Source organism: Streptococcus suis (genome assembly GCF_019794615.1).
GTDB classification, from domain to species: domain Bacteria; phylum Bacillota; class Bacilli; order Lactobacillales; family Streptococcaceae; genus Streptococcus; species Streptococcus suis_AI.
The window spans coordinates 1-3,142 of sequence record NZ_JAIMDU010000066.1 but is presented as its reverse complement, the minus strand read 5'-3'; the positions used below and the strand labels follow the sequence as shown (position 1 = coordinate 3,142).

The following is a 3,142-nucleotide window of genomic DNA, read 5'->3' as shown; positions in this document are numbered from 1 at the left end:
TAGAAAAGTTACCATTGATACTAGGTCTCCTCTTTAAATCAAATATATTTCAAAATATTACTCCGACTCATCATATTCTCTATGATTGCAAAATTTTTTGCTATAAATCTAGACAGATTTATAGCAGATAAACTGACATTTTCATGAATATTTAATGCACCTCCTTGTATGATAATAAATGTGTTATCAAACATAAAGATTCTATAAAGCAATACCTCTTGTACACGATTCATTCGAAAAAATGTATATAGTTACAATATATTATAACATGAAACCCCTTACAAAAATATGAAAATGGCAGGAATACAATAGTTGTACTCCCACCAATAATTTTTATCTTCGTTCCTTACTATTTATTGTCGTTTTTACGAAAGTCAGATAGTTCCTCAAAATCCTTTAATTCAAAAACAAATGCCTTATCTTCAGGAATGTGAATCCCCTCTACCCTATAACACTTATCAGATTTCCATTCACTCATGATTGTTAAGAGTGTTTCTTTTAAATTTTTATGACCTACCTGAACAATACCTTTTTGCTCCCCAACAGGTTTTGAAAAAGAAAATGCTCCCCTAGTTTTTGCCCGACAAACTTGTATACCCATTACCTTTGTATCCTTATTAAAAGCAACAAGTACATGTGCAGGGTATTCTAAAGCTTGGACAATTCCTTTACTAAATGTAACAAAGTTCTCGTTCACCGTCATGCTATAATCTGATGAGTAACGTATTACGAATTATTTCTTCAAATCTGTAATCAACATTCCAAATACGAAGCTATCTGTCCATTCACCCTTATTCCAATAATCCTTTATGAAATGTGCTTCCTGTCTCATCCCAAGGTTTTGACATAATTTTTTAGAGGCTATGTTTCTAGCATCTAAATTTGCTTGAATTCTATGAATATTATATTCAGCAAATAATTTTTTTATTACGGCTTCAACCGATTCATTTGCATAACCTTTCCCAGAAAATTTTGGGTTAAATACAAATCCAATCTCTACAGTTTGTTTCATGCCTGTATACCAAACGGATATATCACCAATAACCTTTTTATCCAATACTACAGCAAGATTTAAGCTCGAGTTCTCCTCTAATTTGTTATTTTTAGTTTTCTTTTCGAACTCTTCTTTATCTTTAGTATTCCATTCATCTTCTAAAAGGTATCTACATACATCTGCATCAGTATAAATCTCAAAAGTATCTTCGATATCATCTGATCTAAACGGTCGTATATTTAATCGCTTTGTGTTCAATATCATTTATCTTCTCCTGCTGTTTTCCCATTAATTTTCTACATCTTAATTATACTAAAATTCTGCGCTATTATATCATACCCTCAAAGTCTTTTACCAATCACAAAAAGCCATATCAAATCTTTCAAAAGTACTTTGTTTTCCGCAATTAGTGCAGTTTGTTTTTGTTAAAAAAATTGTTGTCATTCTACTTTTCCTCTTCATCATTAATAAGTAAGCAACTTGCTCTCACTTATTATATTCGCAATGCAAAATAAATTTTGGAATTTTTTTCAAAAAAAGTTAAATTGTATTGTATCAATTTCAGAACTCACACTTCAATCGACCATTAAGGCGATATTAGAGGTGGGTACGTTTCTATTCCCAAAAACTCCTTGTCAATGGAAACAAACACGTACCCACAGGGTAAATGGAAATAGATTTTGATAATTCCTGCTATCACTTCTACTCACTCCAAAAAATTTCTCACTCTAATACTTCCCCCATACGACAAAAAGCCTTGCAATCAAGGCTTTTCATTATCCCTTTCGTTCAAAGGTTTCTAGGCTTTTACGAGCAGAGCAACACACTCAACTTGTTCATCATTGTCCAAACCTATATTTAAATCTTCATCGATGATAGGAAGTTTAAATGTAATTGATTTTAGCCATTGTCCATTCGGTTGCTTTTCTTCGTAAATTTGAATTTCAGAAATCAAAGCTGTAATTAACTGTCTACGCTCTAATTTATCAATATACGCTTATATTAAAACAAATTTTCCAGTCTTAAAAATGACTGTTTCCAAACCTTTTCAAACCATAAACGTGCCTGTTCCCATTTTTCTCCCTCTCCCCAACCACTATGAATCAAATGAATTTCCGTCTTATTTTCTTTTTCTGCAAAGAATGTAATACATACATGAGTCAGTGGTTTTGCAACATTCATTACATCCGCATATTGTACCGGACCTTTCCAATTGAAGCATAATAGTTTATTCAATTCAAATGCTGTTACTTTGCACCCTAAAGTACTATTATTTTCATTATCATTTTTATCCCAAAAAAGTTCATATTTCCCACCAACCCAAGGTTCTATTTCTGATTTTTCTGTTAGCCAAGTTATAATCTCTTCATTCTTAGTGAATAAACAAAATGCTCTTTCTGATGAACAGTTTAAGAGTGCCTTGCAATGGATTATTTTATTCATAATTTCTCCTTTCGCTTATATTCATTTTAATCTTTCCACCCACAATTATCCCACGCAATAAAAGTATATATCTCAAATGATTGCCCTCCTTAAATTTTACATTGCTTTCGTCTTAATTCTAATTTTTCTCTCTGAATAATCAACAACATTATACCATTTTTAAGCCATTTTTTCTATTGTCAAATTTCCTATTTTCTCCCACATGCAGCACGGATAAAAAGGAACCTAAATGATATATACAAAATTTCTGTTTTCACTATTTCCGTTCCGCTTTCACTACCTTAAACAATTTATCTTGAAATGTATCTTTGCTCTTTTTGTCAAAATATATCTCTGTTATAAAGGTTTTTCCGTTTATCTTTTTTGTTATAACACCATCAGGCTTTTGATGTTGTTCTTTCTGTAAAATGCCTTAACGCATCCATGATAGCTTCTTCTTTCTCAGGTGTACATTGTGGAATAACTTGTTTTTCTTTTTTTGACTTATTATAATTTTCTCTCAACTCTATTCCACATTTCTTTTTAATCTGGGCAATATAGAGTGCTGAAACTTTCAAACCAAATTTTTCTAATATATATTCCTTAATCTGAGCATAAGTAGCTTTGCTCTCCGCACTTGTCAAATCAAGTTCATCTAGCTCTACTTCAACACTTATATGCTTATCGACATTAAGTTTGGACAATAATGCTACCGTCTCGACGTGG

4 protein-coding genes and 2 pseudogenes are annotated in these 3,142 nt (G+C 31.7%); all 6 read right to left on the bottom strand.

All coding sequences use genetic code 11. From position 1 onward, the window contains the following. Nucleotides 1-349: 349 nt before the first annotated feature. Nucleotides 350-703: a hypothetical protein gene (locus K6V43_RS11290; protein ID WP_052502438.1), complete on the bottom strand. Its 354-nt coding sequence runs from the start codon at nt 701-703 to the stop codon at nt 350-352. A 30-nt stretch (nt 704-733) separates the two neighbouring features. Then, a complete protein-coding gene (locus K6V43_RS11285; RefSeq protein ID WP_044678196.1) occupies nt 734-1,258 on the bottom strand; it encodes a GNAT family N-acetyltransferase in 525 nt (174 codons plus the stop codon). Between the two features lie 535 nt (nt 1,259-1,793). Continuing rightward, nucleotides 1,794-1,973, bottom strand: a pseudogene (locus K6V43_RS11280) (recombinase family protein); the annotation flags it as partial. Between the two features lie 23 nt (nt 1,974-1,996). After that, nucleotides 1,997-2,437: an SRPBCC family protein gene (locus tag K6V43_RS11275; RefSeq protein WP_044678192.1), complete on the bottom strand. Its 441-nt coding sequence runs from the start codon at nt 2,435-2,437 to the stop codon at nt 1,997-1,999. A gap of 256 nt (nt 2,438-2,693) precedes the next feature. Beyond that, nucleotides 2,694-2,795: a TnpW family protein gene (locus tag K6V43_RS11735; RefSeq protein ID WP_392344133.1), complete on the bottom strand. Its 102-nt coding sequence runs from the start codon at nt 2,793-2,795 to the stop codon at nt 2,694-2,696. Nucleotides 2,796-2,814: 19 nt separating this feature from the next. Then, nucleotides 2,815-3,142, bottom strand: a pseudogene (locus tag K6V43_RS11265) (23S rRNA (uracil(1939)-C(5))-methyltransferase RlmD); the annotation flags it as partial.

Bases quoted from the DNA above. Each gene is read 5' to 3' on its own strand.
- K6V43_RS11290 (WP_052502438.1), bottom strand. From the start codon at position 703: ATGACGGTGAACGAGAACTTTGTTACATTTAGTAAAGGAATTGTCCAA.
- K6V43_RS11285 (WP_044678196.1), bottom strand. From the start codon at position 1,258: ATGATATTGAACACAAAGCGATTAAATATACGACCGTTTAGATCAGAT.
- K6V43_RS11275 (WP_044678192.1), bottom strand. From the start codon at position 2,437: ATGAATAAAATAATCCATTGCAAGGCACTCTTAAACTGTTCATCAGAA.